We start from the raw sequence: 17,357 nt of genomic DNA on the forward strand, positions 1-17,357 counted from the left end.
CGCTCCTGTCTTTCTTAATATACTGATTTGCCGTTTTAATCGGGGTATTTGTCGATTTCTTTGTGTGTATCGTCAACAAAGAAGTATTTTTATTGGAATATATTATTTTTTAAATAAAAAAATGAAAGTATCTAAGAAATTCCCTTCCTTGCATCTGAGATTTTTCTTGCCGATAGCCGTATGCCTTTACTTCATAAGCTCGTGCAAGGTGAATCAGCCTTCGCAGAATCAGGCTTCTACTTCTACTGCGCCGCAGCAGGATTTAGTTCAGAATGTGATTGAGTCGTTTTCTGCCAATCTGCCTAAAATAGGCTTACCAGATAACGCTGACCCCAATGGCGAAGACTGGAAAGGAATAGACCTTGATACAAAACAACCTGTAAAGCCTCTATATGCTTCTGAAGAAGCCAAGCATTTTTTATTACCGCCCGGATACCGAATTGAACCTGTTCTGACAGAGCCAGCCATACAACAACCCGGAGCCATTGCATTTGATGGAAACGGACGCATGTATGTGCTAGAGCTGAGGTCATATATGCTCAATGCCGACTCTAAGGATGAACTCGAACCCACAAGCCGGATTTCGCGATGGGAAGATAAAGATAACGATGGTATTTATGAAACCGGAACCGCCTTTGTAGATAGCCTGATATTTCCGCGGTTTGTGTTGCCTTATGGTAAAGACTGTATTCTGACAATGGAGTCTGATGCGGACAATGTTTATAAATATACCGATACTAATGGGGACGGTAAAGCTGATAAAAAAGAACTTTTTACGAATAAATACGGGCGTTCGGGTAATGTAGAACACCAGCAGGCTTTTATGTACTGGGGCATGGATAACTGGCTTTACAGTACTGTTAATGCTTTTCGTGTGAGAGAAACTTCAGGGGGCGTAATTCGTGAAAAAACCGGTTTTAACCGTGCACAATGGGGTATCACCCATGACGACGACGGAAAACTCTGGTTTCAGGGCGGAGCCAGCGGGCTGCCATCTTATTTTCAGTTTCCTATTCATTACGGAAACTTTGAAGTACCGAACGAATTTGCCAAAGGATTTGATATTCCGTGGGGTGCAGCCGTGAAAATCTCAGATATGCAAGGTGGAATGGATGAAATCAGACAGCCTGATGGCTCTTTAAAACGTGTAACAGGTTCAGCTGGAAATGATGTGTATCGAGGTGACCGCTTGCCGGAATCTTTACGAGGGCAATATTTTTATGGCGAACCCGTGGCTCGTATTGTGCGTCAGATTAACCCTGTTGTAACAGAAGGCTTAACAACCTTGCATAATGTATATCAGGAGCAGCAATCAGAATTTTTACGTTCAACAGACCCACTTTTCAGACCCGTCGATATGGCTACTGCTCCAGATGGAACTATGTATATTGTGGATATGTATCATGGAATTATTCAGGAAGGACAATGGACACAAAGAGGCTCTTACCTACGCACAAAAATTGACCAATACCAGTTAGATAAAGTTGTAGGTCTTGGCCGCATCTGGCGAATCACGTATGATGGAAAAGAGCGTGACAAAACCAAACCCAATATGCTGAACGAAAAAACTTCAATGTTGGTAAAACACTTGGAGCATCCGAATGGCTGGTGGAGAGATGCTGCACAACAACTAATAGTATTAAGAAAAGATGCCTCGGTAGTACCCACTTTAGAGAAAATGGCACTTAAAAGTCCTAATATTCAGGCAAGAATACACGCTATTTGGTGTCTGGAAGGGTTAAATGCCTTGAAAACTGCCACAGTTGAGCAATTAATGAAAGACCCCAATGCGCGTATTCGTGTGCAGGCATTAAGAGCTGGCGAAACCTTGTATAAAGCCGGAGAAAAAGCATTGGAAGCAAGCTACAAACAAACCCTTGATGATACAAACACCGACGTAGCCGTTCAGGCCATGTTAAGTGCCAAGTTTCTGAAATTGCCAGAGCTCGAAGCCAATATCAAAGGGCTTATGGAAAAAAATAAGGCAGCAGGGGTGAAGCTGGTAGGGCAACAGATTATTACTCCACCCAAAGGTAGAAACGGCGGGCCGTTCGGTGGCGTTGAACTAAGCAAGGAACAACAAGAGATAGTAAGCCGTGGAGCCGTTATATATAATGAGTTGTGTTCGCAATGCCATGGTAATAATGGTATGGGTACACCCGCCGGCGACAACAAATTAATTGCTCCGGCTCTGGCTGGTTCGGCGCGCGTACAGGCTCATCCAGAATACGCTATCAGGGTCTTGTTACATGGCATGGAAGGTGCCATTGAAGGAAAAACCTATGCTGGCAATATGATGGCAAGCATGAAGGAGCAGTCTGACCAGTGGGTGTCTGATGTGATTTCTTACATACGTAACGGATTGTCGAACGATGCATCATTAATATCACCAGAAATGGTGGCACAAATACGACAAAAAACGGCATCTCAGGCAAGTATGTACCAATATAACGATTTGGTGAAGCTCGTACCTCATGAATTACAACAGCGCGAAGGCTGGAAAGTAACAGCAAGTAATACGGCCTCGACACGTATTGGCGGCAACGTTTCACCCACAAGTGCCTTTACTTACGAAGGGTGGTCAACGGGGCTAAAACAGGAGAAAGATATGTGGTATCAGATAGAATTTCCCAGAGAAATAGCGATAAGTGAAATACAATTTAACTCGGCCGCAATGGTAAAAAAAGGATGGGTGCCTAAGCCAAATACACCGCCAGGCCAAAGACCTATGGTACAAACTTATCCGCGGATTTATAGCATCGAAACTTCGTCGGATGGTACAAGTTGGCAAACCGCCATTAACAAGCAAAAAGGTAGTGAAGGTGACAACACAATAGCTCTGACCCCTAAAAAAGCTAAGTTTATAAGAATCAGGCTCGAACAAGGGCTTGAAAACCCTGATGATGATATACCGTGGACAATGAAACAATTAAAGATATTTGAACTCAATTAAATCAGTAAAAAATTATAATTATACAATGGAAAAAACAAACAATTCTTCTGTGTCGCGTCGTCAGTTTCTTGGAGCGGCAGCAACACTTGTTTCGGGTTCAGTTTTGGCAAGTAGTCCTGTTTTTGGCGCACCTGCCATTATCAAAAATCTGCTTGGACCTAACTCTTTAATTAATGGCGTACAAATTGGCGTTATTACGTATTCGTTCAGAGAAATGCCTGACCAAAGTGCAGAAGCAATCCTTCAATATGTTCTGGAAACAGGCATTAGTGCCATAGAATTAATGGGCGACCCTGCCGAAATCTATGCAGGTAAACCTAAGAGCACCGTTGATATGCGTTCTGTATTTCCGTTAATGAGAAAAAGAAATGAAAAACAGGAATTAACCGACGAAGAAAAAAAGAAACTGGAAGATGCAGAAGCACAAATGAAATCCTACAATCAGGAGGTTGCCAAATGGAGACAAAGTGCTTCGATGTCGAAGTTTGAAGAACTTGGTAAAATATATAAAAAAGCAGGTGTAAAAATATATGGTTTCAAGCCAAACGCCTTTGGCCGTAATAACTCTGATGCTGAAATTGAATTTGGTATGCGTGCAGCCAAAGCATTAGGGGCTAATCAGGTTACACTTGAGCACCCAGCAAATGATGAGCATACATTAAAACTGGGCAATATTGCACAAAAAGTTGGTGTAAAGGTTGGTTACCACGGTCATGAACAGCAAACATATACGTTTTGGGATACCGCTTTGGCGCAATCGCCTGCTAATGCCCTCAACCTTGACTTTGGTCACTTTGTAGCGGCAGGAAACCCGAATCCACTTGATATTATCAAGCAAAAACATGACCGCATCGTGAGTATGCACATTAAAGACCGCCAGACTCCGGCACATGGTAAAGGGAATGTGGTTTGGGGGCAGGGTGATACCCCAATTGCTGATGCTTTGAAACTCATAAGAGACAATAAATATAAGTTTCCGGCTACTATTGAGTTAGAATACAAAGTACCAGAAGGCTCAACTCCAGTAGCAGAAGTAAAAAAATGTCTTGAATACTGCAAAAATGCCTTAAGTTAATAAGCTGCAAAAGGGTGAGATTCATAAAAACTCACCCTTTTGTTTTCATAGTCAGGATTCAAGTTGTGAGCTTAAATCACCACCAGTTTCGCCACTTCCTCTAATAATTGTATCGTTGAGAATAGTAAAATCTGGTGCTTCCCATGCGCGTTTCGTTGCAGGAATTAATGGCTCTGGCAACTCTTTGCTTGAAATTGATTTCATATACTTGTAAGGGGTATAGTGTTAGTAATTTTTTTTAGGTCAATTTATATGTAATTTCAGATAACTTATGTAGTTAAACAGCATAATAGCCAGACAGTTATTAATATCTGTTTCTTTATTGGTTAAAAACCGTTTTTTATTCATATAAGGCCATATATTTTGGTACGCTTGTTCATTTACCAGTTTTTGTTTCAGTTTATTTATAGCACCGAGGCGATTTTCAAAATCAGGTGAATAACTTTTTTTATCTTTTCTCCAGACTATTTCATCAGGTACAATTCCTTTCATTGCCTCTCTGATAAGCCCCCTTTTATAGCCATTTTCAAACATCATGGTATCAGGTACATCCAGATACAATTCTAATATTGGTTTATCAAAATAAGGCGTAGTTTTTCTTAGTCCAAAATAAGCATCTCTATAATTTAAAAGCTGATGCTCACAGCCTAGCACTCCTGCATTGATACGGTCTTGTAACCATTGTTTGGTGTCAAAACTTTGGCTATTTTCGTACTCTTTAATGCTTTTGGCTAGTTCAGGATTAAAAAAACTTTCACCATTATAGATAGCTTTCCCCGAAAGACCTTTTAAAAAATTATAGAATCTGGTATGGTATAAAATACTTGATTGTAATAATCGAAAAACAGAAATTTGATAAGTGTGCCTGATGGTGTTAAAGACTTTCAGACTTTCTTTTATTTTGAATTGTAAAAGAGAAAAAAAGATATATTCCCGATATGGGTTCGAGATGGCGTGGTCGCCCCCATAACCGTTAAACAATAGTCTGACTCCTTGTTTTTGTGCGGCCTCCATTAAAGCTGTGTCAAGATAATGAAGCGGATTCATGAAGCCATCGCCTTGCTCAAATAACTGAGGTAGGTTATCAAAGGGAGTTGCATTGGCAGGCGGTGTAACAAATACTTGTTCCATGTTAGGAATATGTTGCCCTAAAAGCTTCATATAGTAACTTTCATCTTCAGGGTTATTGATGTCATTCTTGCCTGCCACTGAAGAAAATGCGCTAAAAGACTTATTTTGCTTGGCTAATAACTCACCCAAAATACAAGCAATGAACGAAGAATCCAGACCGCCGCTTAGTTTAATACCAATAGGCTTATCAATTTCAATACGATTCTTTATGGCTTCGGTCATCAAATGCCGTAAACATTCGCCATATTCACGTAAAGACTGAAACCGGTATTTACCCGTTTTATGGGCAAGCCAATAAGTATATTGCTGCAATCCTTGTTGTTTATCATAGCTTAAATAATGGCCGCCTCTTAATAAAAAAATATTTTTTATGGGCGTTTGTTCATTATAATTGACAACAAAATATCTGATAATAATATCTTCGTTAAAAGAATGAGGGGGTGGTTTTACGGCCAGAACTGCTTTTAACTCGCTGGCAAAAATAAAATGCTCGGGTGAATCATAATAGTAAAAACTTCTGTGTCCGATATGGTCAGATGCAGCAAAGAATGACTGTTCTCTCTGGTTATATATTAAAAAGCAGAACTCGCCTTCCAGATAATCAACGCATCGTTTTCCCCATTTTTTGAAGGCTTCCAGTATAAGCCAGCTATCAGCTATTTCAGTTGGTTTTTGTTTAGCTCCTAAAAGTGTGGCAAGTGCAACTCTGTTATCTATACGCGTATCTGCTACTATCAAATATTGGCCTGACTCAAAAGGTACTTGTTCGTTTTTTTGAGAATGATGAAAAACTAATTGATGATAACCCAGCATAATGTTTTCTCTCAAAAAAATCTTTTGATTATCAACCGCATGATGTCTGAGTTTTATACTCATGGTATTCACATCTGCCTGATTTACCGATGAGTTATGCTTATTGATAATCCCAAAAATTGCGCTCATATACCAATAGCTAATAAGAGAATTTTAATGTCAGAGCTTGATTTTACAAGAAGGTTTCAATTAAGCAGTAACCTGCAAAACCATTTTTTCTTGCATCATTTTGTTTATATAAGTCATTGTCTCAGTGATGCAAACAGACTCTTCTACTTCATACTTATCAATAAGTTTCTGAATAAGGCTTTCTGCCGAAGTTGGTTCTTTCAAGAGTTCCCAAATATCAGTAGCTACTGTATTAAGGCCCATAAAATCACCATTTTTTAAATTCATCATAACAGATTCTTCTCCGAGTGTGTTCACCAGAAAATTTTCATCGTTACGTTTGAGTATTGATTGTAAATCGTTCATTATAAGTATATTGTATAAATAAAGTAACTTAGGGGGTATAAATATAGGCATAATTAATTCTCCATAGAACGAGAAGCTGTAAAAAATCAGTATCTGTATTTTAGGCAGCCAATAGAAATAGTTTTATAGCTTGTTTGTGCAGGAATTTCTGAAAAAACAGAGAAAAAAAACTTGTGTTGTCGCATAAAATGTAGCAATTGCCGAAATTTAGTTGTCTTGTTTTATATAAATGGTGGTCCAACAATGAAAAATACTATATTTGTTTATATCATTCTTATGATACCCCACAAATCTGTTTTACTTCTTTACCCAGACAAGAAAACCAACCTTAATCTATGAAAAAAAATGTATTCTTTAGTGTTTTATTATTGATTAACAGTTTTGTCAATGCACAAGACCGGATGTCGGGCCGTATATGGGCAACCCGTTCGGAAGTAATAGCACAAAACGGTATGGCTTGTACGTCTCATCCTTTAAGTACGCAGGCCGCCATCGAAATTCTACAAGCAGGAGGTAGTGCCATTGATGCGGCTATTGCCGCCAATGCCATGGAAGGCGTAGTGGAGCCACACATGAACGGCATTGGGGGAGACTTATTCGCTATGGTGTGGGATGCCAAAACAAAAAAACTATATGGGCTGAATGCTTCGGGTCGCTCACCATATACGCTAACGCTCGAAGAGCTAAAGAAACGTGGCTTGAAACATATTCCTTCAACTGGACCTTTACCGATTAATGTGCCGGGCTGTGTTGATGGCTGGTTTGAGCTGCATAAAAAATTTGGCAAGTTGCCAATGGAACGAATTTTGTCTCATGCCATTAATTATGCGCGTAATGGCTTTCCAGTACACGACGAACTAGCTACTTCATTGGCTGCGGTACCGCGCTTGTATGGGCAGTTTCCTAATGTAAAAGAACATTATTATCCTGATGGCGCCGTACCAAAAAAAGGAGAAATTTTTAAAAATCCGAATCTGGCTAATACACTTGAAAAAATAGCCAAAGGTGGCCGCGATGCTTTTTATAAAGGAGAAATTCCGCAAATAATTGAGACCTTTATGAAAAAGAATGGAGGTTTTCTGACGGCTAAGGACTTCGCCGACCATACTTCTACGTGGGTAGAGCCTGTATCGACCAACTATCGTGGTTACGATGTCTGGGAATTACCTCCAAACGGGCAAGGTATAACAGTATTACAGATGCTTAATATTCTGGAAGGATACGATTTTTCAAAAATTCCGTATGGTAGTACTGAACACGTGCATCTGTTTACAGAAGCTAAAAAACTGGCTTTTGAAGACAGAGCTAAATATTATGCTGACCCTGAATTTGCGAAAATCCCTGTAAAAAGCCTGATTTCAAAAGAATACGCAGCCGAGCGTCGTAAATTGATTAATTCTGATAAAGCCGCTAGCCGATACGATGCAGGTAACCCTGCCTTAAAAGATGGTGATACGATTTTTCTGACGGCTGCTGATAAAGACGGCAACATGATAGCACTCATTCAGAGCAATTACAGAGGCTTTGGCTCAGGTATGATGGCCGACGGATTAGGATTTATGTTTCAGGATAGGGGGGAGATGTACACACTCACCGAAGGGGAAAATAATACTTATGCCCCACACAAACGCCCGTTTCATACCATTATTCCGGCTTTTATTACAAAAGATAATAAGCCATTTGTGAGTTTTGGTGTTATGGGAGGAAGTTTTCAGCCATTAGGGCACGTGCAGATTGTGATGAACATTGTTGATTTTGGAATGAATTTGCAGGAAGCTGGTGACGCTCCGCGCCTGAATCATGAAGGTTCGTCCGAACCCACAGGCGAAAAAATGACAGATGGGGGGGTGATAACCATGGAGTCGGGGATTTCGTATGAGACTATCAGAGGACTTATGCAAAAAGGACATAAGGTAGGCTATATTTTGGGTATGTACGGAGGGTATCAGGCAATTCGTGTAGATGCCGATAAAAAGATTTATTTCGGTGCTTCTGACTCCCGAAAAGATGGCCATGCTGCCGGATTTTAGTTATAAAGCCCCGTACTTTTACGGGGTTTTATATTAGTTCAAAGCCTAACTCTGAACAAATATATATATTGCTATGGCTACTGTGAGAATAGCCCAGATGGCAAAGAATTTCCGACGTTCTCTCTTTTTTTCTGCGGCGTTCATCTTGAAAAAAGGTTTTACAACACTGCTAAAGGCTTTGGCAAGGAAATATATTCCACCCGAAAGAATTCCCAAAGTAAGTAAGAATGTAAGAATAGCCAGCGGAGCCCATCCGGCACATAAAATTCCGCAAGAAAGATATAGCCCTCCGTAAGTAAGCACAAGGCTTAATAAAAATAACAATACATAGCCAATGCGTCTGTTGCTGTAAGGGTCATCTTCAGTTGTTTTTTTTGAAAATAAGCCGAGTTTTTTGTTTTTGTGGAGTTTCTTCTCTAGAGATACCGGAGGAGCATTGTTTTGTACGCTATCAGCCCTGACCGAAACCGCTGCAAAGGCTGTTGTTGAGCCATTTTCGGCGTAATTGATACTCTTTAGCCGATTTCCTGCCAGAATAGCCAGAAACAAACTGCTTAATAAAACAATAAATGTACTACGAAGCCGAAAGCGATAGTGTGCGTGCTTGCTCATTTCCTGAGCATATTGCTGATAATAAACCTGTGTAAAAGTTATCAGCAAAACAAGTCCTAATACGGAAGCCTCGATGACACCAGTTGAAAATTTGGGTAGGAAGTTATAGCCAATAGCAAAGCCAGATAAAATTTTCAGGCATTCAGCAGCAACCAGTAATGCAATGGCTTTTCGCGAGTTATGGCTCGCCCAGATAGAGATAGCTTTCATAAAGTAAACTTTCAGTTGAGATTTAGTAATATCCCTGACAGAAAACAGGTTCGGTCAGGGATATTAACTGAAAGTTATTAAAAAATATGGAGCCTATATGTATCTCAGGTGTTTTTTATTGAAACTTGACAGATGTTTAACCCAAATAAGGTTTAAGCCTTGTCAGGATTTCCTCAGGGCAGGTAGTTAGCCGGTTGGTTGCCATTTTTACAAATACCAACGTGGTTTCGCCAGTGTTTAATAAAACGTTTTCTTCGTTATAAATTTCATAATGAAATATAATACGAGTACGTGGCATTTCTTTAATAATAACCCTGATAGTTACTAAATCATCATATTTAGCAGGCTGAACGTATCGGCAACGGCATTCATATACAGGCATCATAACGCCAGTTTCTTCGAGTGTTCTGTAACGCAAACCTAACGACCTGAGAGCTTCTACACGCCCGATTTCATACAAGCGTGGATAATTGCCATAATACATGTAGCCCATCTGGTCGATGTCTGCATAGCGTATGCGGTACTGCCAGTCAAATTGATACATTACTTAATGTTAGCTTTGTTTAAGGCTTCTTGGTAAATACGGGCATTGTTCAGATGCTCGTTATAGTTTTCGGCAAAATTATGATACCCCGAGAAATCTTCTTTAGCACAGAAATAAATGTACTTATGGCGTTCGTAATTAAGTACGGCATCGAGCGCAACAGGTTCAGGCAAAGCTATAGGCCCCGGAGGTAAGCCAGTATTACGATACGTATTATAAGGCGAATTAATAGCTAAATGTTTCTCAAGAATACGTTTCAGGCTGAAATCTCCTACGGCAAATTTTACAGTAGGGTCAGCCTGTAAAGGCATATTAATAGCCAGACGATTAATATATGAACCAGCTACACGCGGCATTTCGTCTTTCTTGTTGGTTTCAGACTGAACAATTGAAGCCATAATGGCTACTTGTACGGGAGTCATATTAATAGACTTTGCTTTTTGAAGTTTTTCGTCTGTCCAGTACTTTTTGTATTCGCTGTGCATTCTGTCCAGAAATTTCTCTGGTGTGGTAGTCCATCTGATAAAGTAGGTATTAGGCAAAAACATACACATAATGGTTGTGGTATCGAAGCCATATTTGCCACATACTTTTGCATCTTGTAATTCTTTTAAAAGCTCATCGCTACTAAATTCAAATCTGCTACCAATTTTTTTAATAAGGTCTGATTTAAGACGAATATTATTGAAGGTTAGCCTTACATCGTCCTGCTGCCCACGTTTTAGTTTTGATAAAATTTCTTTATTACCTGCATTGGGTTTTATTTCATAGCGGCCCGGCTTGACGTTTTCAGGATACTTCATCCATTTTGACAAGAACTGGAAAGAAATTTCGTCATGAATCATCTTGTATTTATGTAACGAGTCTACGACGTTTTTGTAGCTTGCACCCGTTGGAACATACAACACAAATGATTTTTCGCCTTTTACATTCAAATTTGCACTGCTGGCTACCTGCCAGAAATAAAAAGAAAGGGTTGCAACAATGGTTGTTACGATAACCAGTGTATAGGCAATGAATTTTCTGTTTTTAAGCATAATTAGCTATTTCAATTTTTGTATGATTTGTTCTGAACTAAGTTTAATTTGCTCGCCCGATAGCATATCTTTCAGGGTAAGTTCGCCCGAGGCCATTTCTTCAGAACCTACAACGCAAACATACGGAATTTTTTTACGGTCGGCATATTCAAACTGTTTTTTTAACTTGCTGGCTTCTGGATAAATCTCGGCATTAATGCCGGCATCACGCAGTTTTTTCAAGAGGGGTAAAGTATAGCTTTCGGCCTGAGCATCGAAGTTAGTAAACAGAATTTTAGTAGTAATACCCTGGCTATCTTTAAAAAGACCTAATTCTTCCATTACATCGTAGATTCTATCAACACCTAACGAAATCCCAACCCCTGAAAGACCCGGCAAACCAAAGGTTCCGGTAAGGTTATCGTAACGGCCACCACCTGAAATACTTCCTATCTGTACACCATTGGCTTTTACTTCAAAAATAGCACCAGTATAATAACTTAAACCTCTGGCAAGTGTAATATCAAGTTGAATTTTCGGGCTGCCAAGGCCAAAAGCATCTATCAGGTTCCAGACCTTTTCTAATTCTTCAATTCCTTTCAATCCGGTTTCAGAGTCTTTCAGCCATGTTTTCAGATTTGCCATTACTTCAAGGCTATTTCCTTGTAAAGTAAAAATAGGTTGAAGTTTCTCGATAATATCTTCCGAAAAACCTCTTTCTTTCAGTTCTTCTTCAACTTTTTCTTTGCCTATTTTATCAAGTTTATCAATAGCCACAGTTAAGGGTATTTCACTGCCTTTCATTCCGATGGTTTCGGCAATACCTGATAAAATTTTCCGGTTATTAATTTTAATAGTAAAATCCTGAATACCCAGATTCTGGAAAATCTCATGAAGCATCATCACGATTTCAGCTTCGCAAATCAAAGAATCGGTTCCGACCACATCGGCATCACATTGATAAAATTCTCTGTAACGGCCTTTTTGCGGTCGGTCGGCACGCCATACAGGCTGAATCTGATAACGTTTGAAAGGCATTGCCAAATCCTGACGGTTCATTACTACATAACGGGCAAATGGCACTGTCAGGTCATAGCGTAAACCTTTTTCTGAAATCTTATGTGTTAATTTTTTTGCACCTTCATCTAAGTCTTTCTGGCTTAAATCTTTCGAGAAATCACCAGAGTTCAGCACTTTAAAAAGTAACTGGTCGCCTTCGTCACCATACTTGCCCATTAAAACCGATAGGTTTTCCATAGTGGGGGTTTCTAAAGGCTGGAATCCGAATTTCTGAAAGGTTTGTTTAATAGTATCGAATATATAATTTCTTTTTACCATCACCGATGGCCCAAAATCGCGCGTTCCTCTGACTAAACTAGGCTTACTCATGCTATGTATCTAAGGTATATAAAGATTTCTGTAAAATTTCTGCTACAAAATTAGCGTAAAAAACTCATTGTTAATTGTTAAATTTGAATTGAATTTCTTAACTTTGCACCCTAATTTTGAAGCAAGCCTCTTAAAGTCGGTTTAATCTTTTATCATGCTCTGACATCTTTTTGAATTTTAGAGCTCAAAATACATACAAAAATGGCAGTAACACAGTTAAAACGTAAGGCAAAAAGAAACCATGCGGTAGCGAAAAACAGAGTAGCTGATATCAAACGTTTATCGTTAAAAACAGATATTCAACGTGTTGATATTGAAGCATTAAAAGCAGAATTTACAAAATAATATTATATTTATTACAGTTTTGCTTAAATCGGAAAGAGACGCCCCCAAAGGCGTCTCTTTCTTATTCTACAAAAGCAGTCTGTATATTTTCTTCTTGATAGGAAGGTACTTTTAGTTTGGTGTAAAAGATTACCATTTTAGGGCTGCAAAAAACGGCTCCTGTTTCATGGTTAATAGCCGACTCATACATTGAAGAATCATGCCCCCATGCCAAAGCTGCCGAGTCGCAGTGAATATCGCTGACATACTTCAGAAAATTATGATAAGTTGGTTCTTGTTCTACGATGAAGCTGAACGTGATATTCGATTCAAATAAATCCTGATATTCTTCAATCACTTTTCTGTCTTCGGCAAAAGCCTGTTGGTTTTCAGAGAAAAGCACAAAGTTGATAAACGTGTTATAATTAGAAGTATAGAGGCTTATTGTTCTGAATAAATCGAGGCAATCTTTCCCTTTTTTCTCAACCAGAATACCAATATTGTTCGGGAACGAAAGGTCAGCTAAAGGTGGCACCATAATGATATTTGCATCAATATTCATCAGAATATCTTTTGCCTTTGACCCCATTATCCATGAGTTTAACTGATTGGTTGTGCCAATAAAAAGTGAATGAAACCGTTTCTGAGAACAAAGTTCTTGTAACTGTTCCAGTAGATTTCCTTCAACGATGTGTATCAGGAAGGTATGATGAGGCGATTTGCCCTGTTGAGTTTGAGCATTTCCGAGAAGTGTTTTAATAGTAGCTTGGGCCTTTTGTGGAGAATCGCCTATTTTAAGACAATGAAAAATCGTAAATTCGCACAGAAGGTCTTTAGCTGCTAGAAGGCTATATGAAAGAATTTGTTCTGAGTGTGTCTCTAAATCGACAGCAATAAGTACTTTCCTGGCCCTACACTCCTTCAACTCAGATGAAACTGATTCCATTTGTTTATAAAACTTAACTAAATCTAACCTATATCTAAGACTATATAAATTAGAATAAATACGTTATCTTATACAAACCTAGTAATAAATACTCAGTTTCGGGTGTTAATAGGGAAAAAACCTCAAATTTGTTGATTATCTTCAATAAAATATAAAAAAAGCACAATCAGGTGCCAAATATTATTCTGTTAGTTCAAAGTCCTTATCTGGTTCTATTTTAGTAATTGTGAGGGGCCTTTTGTTTTTCTTCATTTTTTCTTTCAAAAGATTCTTAATCATTTTCCGGTTTTCTATTCTCATTCTGAAAATAATTGCCTGCCCGAAAAGTGCCAGCCCCGAATTAACCATAATAAGGCTGTATGTTCCTAACAAAAACCATCTTAAGAAAGGCCCATTGGTGTGTTTCAGATGCCCTGCTTCACTAAAGACACTAAGGCCAAAACCAACCAATATCATACCGATAGTAGCTGATAAAAACCACTTTACACGTAGAGGCATATTTTTTAATAACCTTTTTCCCGGAGGTTTCTGTTTTTTTATTTCCATAATTATCGAATCTTTATTGATATTGGTGTGTAAGCAAAGACAAAAATAATTAATTTTGGGCTTAAATAGCAACGATAAACCCTCATAAGTTTCTAGCATGGGCAAAATTATTAGTCTTTTATTACGCTTTATTCCCCGAAAATACCTGCAACTGTTTAGTCATATACCCCTGAAAGTCTATACTTTTTTCTTAAAAGGAAATACGGTAGAGTGTCCGGTTTGTGATGTGAAACTAGATAAATTTCTACCTTATGGCCGTTTGTCGTCCAGAAAAAACGCACTTTGCCCCAATTGTCTTGCACTTGAGCGTCATCGTTTAATGGCCTTGTATTTAAGAGAAAAAACAAATTTCTTCACTGCCGACCACCTGAAAGTACTACACGTAGCGCCCGAGTATTGCTTCATTGACCGCTTTGAAGCTATGAAAAACCTCGACTACATAACCGCCGATATAGAATCGCCTTTGGCAAAGGTGAAAATGGATATTCATGAGATTCCGTTTGAAGCCAATACTTTCGATGTAGTGTTTTGTAACCATGTAATGGAACACGTAGAAGACTACCACAAAGCAATGTCAGAACTGTATCGGGTACTTAAACCAACAGGCTGGGGTATTATTCAGTCACCGCAGGACTGGACCAAAGCACATACCTTTGAAGACCCAACTATTACAGACCCTAAAGAACGTGAAAGGGTATTCTGGCAGAACGACCACCTGCGCCTGTTCGGTCGGGATTACGGGCAAGAACTGGCCAAAGCAGGCTTTACAGTAACAGAAGACGACTTTGTGTTGAAAATGCCTAAAGAGCTTGTTGAAAGATATGCCCTACCTGCCGGAGAAATTATTTATTTCTGTCAGAAGAATTAAAAGCATTCAAACGCCTATTAAACACCTAAGCTATGCGATTTAAAGATAAAGTAGTAATTATTACAGGCGGGAACTCAGGTATCGGTAAAGCTGCTGCCATATTATTTGCTCAGGAAGGGGCAAAACTCATGATTGCCGATTTAGCACCCGACATGGCAGCCGACCTGACGACCTCAATAAGTAGCCCCATAGCTTATGTGCAGGTTGATGTAAGTAAACTGAGCGATGTTGAAAAAATGATTGAATATACAATCAGTCATTTTGGTGGAATTGATATTCTGGTTAATTCGGCCGGAGTATTGGGGCCACGCGTTCGGACAGAGAAATATGCTGAGGAAGATTTTGATAAAATCATAGATGTAAATGTAAAAGGGCTGTGGTATTGCATGAAAGTAGCTTTACGCTACTTTGCAGAACAACGCCGTGGAAATATCGTAAATATAGCTTCAGTGGCGGGGCATCTTGGTATGGTGGGTCATATTGCCTATGCCGCCAGTAAACACGCCGTAGTAGGAATGACCAAAACTGCCGCTATTGAGTTTGCCAAGCATGGTATTAGAATTAATGCTGTTTGTCCGGGTTTTACTCAAACACCTATGTTGGAAGGGGCCGAGGCTGATCAGGCATATCTGGAAGCACTTCAGTATGCTACCCCTATGAAACGTTTTGGCAAGCCTGAAGAAATAGCAAGTGCCATTTTGTATCTGGCTGCCGACGACTCTTCGTTTATAACAGGGCAAAGCCTGATTGTAGACGGCGGCCTGATTTTGCAATAACAGATATTACCCGAACGCTATTTATTATAAACACCTATGAAAAATATATTTGATTTAACCGGAAAAGTGGCCGTTATTACTGGTGCCAGTAAAGGTATTGGTGAAGCTATTGCAAGAATTTTTGCAGAGTATGGTGCAAAAGTTGTAATTAGTAGCCGTAAACAAACCGATTTGGACGAACTTGCTGCCGAAATAACAGCCGCAGGTGGCCATTGTGTGGGCATAGCCGCCCATGCCGGAGAAATGGCTCAATTACAGTTGCTCGTAGATAAAACACTTGAGGCTTATGGCGGTATTGATATTCTGGTAAACAATGCTGCTACCAATCCGGTTTATGGCCCCTCGCTTGATTGTTCAGAAAGTGCTTTCGATAAAATAATGCAGGTAAACGTAAAAGCTCCTTTTGAGTTATCAAAAATGGTGCATCCTATCATGAAAGCACGCGGCGGCGGAAGCATCATTAACATAAGCAGTATTGCAGGGCATACGCCCGACCCGGGTCTGGGCATTTATAGCGTAAGCAAGGCTTCGTTAAATATGTTAACCAAAGTGCTGGCAAAAGAATGGGGCGAAGACGGCATTCGTGTAAATGCTATTTGTCCGGGTTTAATTAAAACCAAATTTAGTCAGGCATTATGGGACAACGAAAAAACATTAGCCCATTTTACCAAACGTTTGCCTATTGCCCGCATGGGAACCGTCGAAGAAATTTCACCGATGGCTTTATACTTGGCATCGGTGGCTTCTGGTTATACAACCGGAGGGTTATTTTCTATTGATGGTGGTACTATTATTTGATAATTAATACTCAATAGCTTGGAAAAAGTAAGTGCTTGTGTAATTATTCCTGTATATCAGCAACAACTGAGTGAATATGAAGCTATCTCGCTTGAACAAGGAATGCGCGTTTTAGGCAATTATCCTGTTAAGATAGTCAAACCGCATTCATTAAATATCGACTACTTGCTTAAAAAGTATCCTCAAATTCAGACTGAAAACTTTGATGATACTTATTTTAAAAGTACTCTGACGTATAACAGGCTACTGATGGCAGAAGAGTTTTATGAGCGTTTTCTGGCTTATGAATATATGCTTATTTATCAGTTAGATGCTTTCGTGTTCAGAGACGAACTAGCCTACTGGTGCCAGCAAGGCTATGATTATATAGGCGCACCTTGGCGTATTGAAATAGATTTTGATACAAAATGGAAAGAATGGGTCTGGAATCTGAAAAAACAAATAGCCATCTGGTTCGACCTGAAAGAAGAGCGGTATGGTAAATATGGCCCTAAGGAAATTATCATGAAACGTGGGGTAGGCAATGGTGGTTTTTCATTAAGAAGAACCAAAAAACTGTTAAGCCTGATTCCTGCAAATAAGAAAAAAATTGAACAATATCTGGCATTAGCCCAAACGCATCCGGCTTATAATGAAGATATGTTCTGGTGTATTGAGTTGAATAGATACTTCCCCAAATTGCGTATTCCTGATTGGCGTACTGCATTGAAGTTTGCTGTTGAGCACATGCCCGAAAAAGCATATAACCTCAATAGCGGCTTACCTTTCGGCTGCCATGCTTGGGATATTTACGAAACGGATTTCTGGAAAAAATATATCCGTGAGTTTGGATACCAACTATAAGAAAATTAT

Annotated in this window: 17 protein-coding genes; 8 read left to right on the forward strand and 9 right to left on the reverse strand. The window is 39.3% G+C overall.

The features are described from left to right. Nucleotides 1-121: 121 nt before the first annotated feature. Both WAA15_RS19505 and WAA15_RS19510 read left to right on the forward strand, forming a co-directional pair. Nucleotides 122-2,953 carry a DUF7133 domain-containing protein gene (locus tag WAA15_RS19505; RefSeq protein WP_337044508.1) on the forward strand — a complete coding sequence of 944 codons (2,832 nt, stop codon included), beginning with the start codon at nucleotides 122-124 and terminating at the stop codon, nucleotides 2,951-2,953. Nucleotides 2,954-2,978: 25 nt separating this feature from the next. Then, on the forward strand, nucleotides 2,979-4,028 hold the full coding sequence (locus WAA15_RS19510; protein WP_337044509.1) for a sugar phosphate isomerase/epimerase family protein: 1,050 nt from the start codon (nucleotides 2,979-2,981) through the stop codon (nucleotides 4,026-4,028). Nucleotides 4,029-4,079: 51 nt separating this feature from the next. Here the strand turns inward: WAA15_RS19510 and WAA15_RS19515 are convergent, their stop codons facing one another. From WAA15_RS19515 to WAA15_RS19525, 3 genes are read right to left on the reverse strand one after another with little or no spacing between them, the layout of a single operon-like run. Continuing rightward, nucleotides 4,080-4,232, reverse strand: a complete 153-nt coding sequence (locus WAA15_RS19515; RefSeq protein ID WP_337044510.1) for a hypothetical protein — start codon at nucleotides 4,230-4,232, stop codon at nucleotides 4,080-4,082. Nucleotides 4,233-4,271: 39 nt separating this feature from the next. Next, nucleotides 4,272-6,101 (reverse strand): asparagine synthase-related protein, encoded by a 1,830-nt coding sequence (locus tag WAA15_RS19520; RefSeq protein WP_337044511.1) that lies wholly within the window; start codon nucleotides 6,099-6,101, stop codon nucleotides 4,272-4,274. A 60-nt stretch (nucleotides 6,102-6,161) separates the two neighbouring features. Continuing rightward, entirely contained in the window at nucleotides 6,162-6,446 is a 285-nt protein-coding gene (locus WAA15_RS19525; protein WP_337044512.1) for a PqqD family peptide modification chaperone, read from the reverse strand. A gap of 335 nt (nucleotides 6,447-6,781) precedes the next feature. Between WAA15_RS19525 and ggt the strand changes: the two genes are divergently transcribed. Next, on the forward strand, nucleotides 6,782-8,476 hold the full coding sequence (ggt, locus tag WAA15_RS19530) for a gamma-glutamyltransferase (RefSeq protein ID WP_337044513.1): 1,695 nt from the start codon (nucleotides 6,782-6,784) through the stop codon (nucleotides 8,474-8,476). A gap of 45 nt (nucleotides 8,477-8,521) precedes the next feature. Here ggt and WAA15_RS19535 read toward each other — a convergent pair whose 3' ends face one another. The 4 genes from WAA15_RS19535 to hisS form a co-directional block, all read right to left on the reverse strand. Further along, on the reverse strand, nucleotides 8,522-9,298 hold the full coding sequence (locus WAA15_RS19535) for a hypothetical protein (RefSeq protein WP_337044514.1): 777 nt from the start codon (nucleotides 9,296-9,298) through the stop codon (nucleotides 8,522-8,524). A 136-nt stretch (nucleotides 9,299-9,434) separates the two neighbouring features. Next, nucleotides 9,435-9,842 (reverse strand): acyl-CoA thioesterase, encoded by a 408-nt coding sequence (locus WAA15_RS19540; protein ID WP_337044515.1) that lies wholly within the window; start codon nucleotides 9,840-9,842, stop codon nucleotides 9,435-9,437. After that, complete coding sequence (gene mltG, locus WAA15_RS19545) at nucleotides 9,842-10,879, reverse strand: endolytic transglycosylase MltG (protein ID WP_337044516.1); 1,038 nt, start codon at nucleotides 10,877-10,879, stop codon at nucleotides 9,842-9,844. The genes WAA15_RS19540 and mltG overlap by 1 nt, the downstream gene beginning before the upstream one ends. 6 nt (nucleotides 10,880-10,885) lie before the next feature. Further along, on the reverse strand, nucleotides 10,886-12,247 hold the full coding sequence (gene hisS / locus WAA15_RS19550) for a histidine--tRNA ligase (protein WP_337044517.1): 1,362 nt from the start codon (nucleotides 12,245-12,247) through the stop codon (nucleotides 10,886-10,888). Between the two features lie 201 nt (nucleotides 12,248-12,448). Between hisS and WAA15_RS19555 the strand changes: the two genes are divergently transcribed. Continuing rightward, nucleotides 12,449-12,592 carry a hypothetical protein gene (locus WAA15_RS19555; protein ID WP_337044518.1) on the forward strand — a complete coding sequence of 48 codons (144 nt, stop codon included), beginning with the start codon at nucleotides 12,449-12,451 and terminating at the stop codon, nucleotides 12,590-12,592. 61 nt (nucleotides 12,593-12,653) lie between these two features. Here WAA15_RS19555 and WAA15_RS19560 read toward each other — a convergent pair whose 3' ends face one another. Then, nucleotides 12,654-13,517, reverse strand: a complete 864-nt coding sequence (locus WAA15_RS19560; RefSeq protein ID WP_337044519.1) for a universal stress protein — start codon at nucleotides 13,515-13,517, stop codon at nucleotides 12,654-12,656. A gap of 180 nt (nucleotides 13,518-13,697) precedes the next feature. Then, on the reverse strand, nucleotides 13,698-14,063 hold the full coding sequence (locus WAA15_RS19565; RefSeq protein WP_337044520.1) for a hypothetical protein: 366 nt from the start codon (nucleotides 14,061-14,063) through the stop codon (nucleotides 13,698-13,700). 97 nt (nucleotides 14,064-14,160) lie between these two features. Between WAA15_RS19565 and WAA15_RS19570 the strand changes: the two genes are divergently transcribed. Genes WAA15_RS19570 through WAA15_RS19585 form a run of 4 tightly spaced genes read left to right on the forward strand, consistent with a single transcriptional unit; the run spans nucleotide 14,161 to nucleotide 17,348 of the window. After that, a complete protein-coding gene (locus WAA15_RS19570) occupies nucleotides 14,161-14,931 on the forward strand; it encodes a class I SAM-dependent methyltransferase (RefSeq protein ID WP_337044521.1) in 771 nt (256 codons plus the stop codon). A 32-nt stretch (nucleotides 14,932-14,963) separates the two neighbouring features. Then, the gene (locus WAA15_RS19575) at nucleotides 14,964-15,707 is read left to right on the forward strand and encodes an SDR family NAD(P)-dependent oxidoreductase (RefSeq protein WP_337044522.1); all 744 of its coding nucleotides are present in this window, start codon (nucleotides 14,964-14,966) and stop codon (nucleotides 15,705-15,707) included. 36 nt (nucleotides 15,708-15,743) lie between these two features. Then, nucleotides 15,744-16,505: an SDR family NAD(P)-dependent oxidoreductase gene (locus tag WAA15_RS19580; protein ID WP_337044523.1), complete on the forward strand. Its 762-nt coding sequence runs from the start codon at nucleotides 15,744-15,746 to the stop codon at nucleotides 16,503-16,505. An 18-nt stretch (nucleotides 16,506-16,523) separates the two neighbouring features. Next, nucleotides 16,524-17,348 carry a DUF5672 family protein gene (locus WAA15_RS19585; protein ID WP_337044524.1) on the forward strand — a complete coding sequence of 275 codons (825 nt, stop codon included), beginning with the start codon at nucleotides 16,524-16,526 and terminating at the stop codon, nucleotides 17,346-17,348. Nucleotides 17,349-17,357: the final 9 nt, after the last annotated feature.

This window comes from Emticicia sp. 17c, from assembly GCF_037153985.1.
Taxonomy (GTDB): Bacteria; Bacteroidota; Bacteroidia; order Cytophagales; family Spirosomataceae; genus Emticicia.

Excerpts from the sequence above, each read along its gene's own strand:
- WAA15_RS19505 (WP_337044508.1), top strand. The coding sequence starts at position 122 with ATGAAAGTATCTAAGAAATTCCCTTCCTTGCATCTGAGATTTTTCTTG.
- WAA15_RS19510 (WP_337044509.1), top strand. The coding sequence starts at position 2,979 with ATGGAAAAAACAAACAATTCTTCTGTGTCGCGTCGTCAGTTTCTTGGA.
- WAA15_RS19515 (WP_337044510.1), bottom strand. The coding sequence starts at position 4,232 with ATGAAATCAATTTCAAGCAAAGAGTTGCCAGAGCCATTAATTCCTGCA.
- WAA15_RS19520 (WP_337044511.1), bottom strand. The coding sequence starts at position 6,101 with ATGAGCGCAATTTTTGGGATTATCAATAAGCATAACTCATCGGTAAAT.
- WAA15_RS19525 (WP_337044512.1), bottom strand. The coding sequence starts at position 6,446 with ATGAACGATTTACAATCAATACTCAAACGTAACGATGAAAATTTTCTG.
- ggt (WP_337044513.1), top strand. The coding sequence starts at position 6,782 with ATGAAAAAAAATGTATTCTTTAGTGTTTTATTATTGATTAACAGTTTT.
- WAA15_RS19535 (WP_337044514.1), bottom strand. The coding sequence starts at position 9,298 with ATGAAAGCTATCTCTATCTGGGCGAGCCATAACTCGCGAAAAGCCATT.
- WAA15_RS19540 (WP_337044515.1), bottom strand. The coding sequence starts at position 9,842 with ATGTATCAATTTGACTGGCAGTACCGCATACGCTATGCAGACATCGAC.
- mltG (WP_337044516.1), bottom strand. The coding sequence starts at position 10,879 with ATGCTTAAAAACAGAAAATTCATTGCCTATACACTGGTTATCGTAACA.
- hisS (WP_337044517.1), bottom strand. The coding sequence starts at position 12,247 with ATGAGTAAGCCTAGTTTAGTCAGAGGAACGCGCGATTTTGGGCCATCG.
- WAA15_RS19555 (WP_337044518.1), top strand. The coding sequence starts at position 12,449 with ATGGCAGTAACACAGTTAAAACGTAAGGCAAAAAGAAACCATGCGGTA.
- WAA15_RS19560 (WP_337044519.1), bottom strand. The coding sequence starts at position 13,517 with ATGGAATCAGTTTCATCTGAGTTGAAGGAGTGTAGGGCCAGGAAAGTA.
- WAA15_RS19565 (WP_337044520.1), bottom strand. The coding sequence starts at position 14,063 with ATGGAAATAAAAAAACAGAAACCTCCGGGAAAAAGGTTATTAAAAAAT.
- WAA15_RS19570 (WP_337044521.1), top strand. The coding sequence starts at position 14,161 with ATGGGCAAAATTATTAGTCTTTTATTACGCTTTATTCCCCGAAAATAC.
- WAA15_RS19575 (WP_337044522.1), top strand. The coding sequence starts at position 14,964 with ATGCGATTTAAAGATAAAGTAGTAATTATTACAGGCGGGAACTCAGGT.
- WAA15_RS19580 (WP_337044523.1), top strand. The coding sequence starts at position 15,744 with ATGAAAAATATATTTGATTTAACCGGAAAAGTGGCCGTTATTACTGGT.